Origin of the sequence: Xanthobacter autotrophicus, assembly GCF_029991245.1 — a bacterium.
Lineage (GTDB): Bacteria > Pseudomonadota > Alphaproteobacteria > Rhizobiales > Xanthobacteraceae > Xanthobacter > Xanthobacter autotrophicus_C.
Genome location: NZ_JAIVFO010000365.1, coordinates 1 through 442, shown reverse-complemented (window position 1 = coordinate 442; position 442 = coordinate 1). Strand labels below are relative to the sequence as shown.

At 68.8% G+C, this 442-nt stretch carries 1 protein-coding gene; it reads left to right on the top strand.

Annotated elements, in window-relative coordinates; all coding sequences use genetic code 11:
• Positions 1 to 327: hypothetical protein (locus K9U41_RS23240; RefSeq protein WP_282643199.1), on the top strand; the 327-nt coding region annotated here is incomplete at its 5' end.
• Between the last annotated feature and the right edge of the window lie 115 nt (positions 328 to 442).

The window sequence follows — 442 nt, the reverse complement described above, 5'->3', positions numbered from 1 at the left end:
CCCTCGAGGATGATCGCCAGCTTCGACATGCACCACTCGATGACCGGCGGCTACTGGCCGAGCAAGGCCCAGGGCATGGTCTACCGCAACCTCAAGTCCTGGGTGCCGCAGGCCGGCAAGGCCGGCATCCGGCTCGACGAGCTCGTCGACCACCTCAGCCAGCAGCTCCTCCACCAGCACGCCACTCCTGTGCTCGTGAAGGCCGCCTGCCGGGCGGGGGGCTACGACCCCGACGAGATGATCACCAAGATGCACCCGGTGCGCTTCTACGGCATCGCCTCGCTGCTCACGACGGTCCTCGACTCCCCCGACTACTTCCAGAGGTGACCCGATGACGCTCCTGGACGAGAACGCCTGCTGCGAGGAGTACGCCGCCCTGTCGACGTCGCGCCGCAGCCTGCTGCGCGGCGCCCTGCTCGCCGGCTCGACGACGGTCATCGGC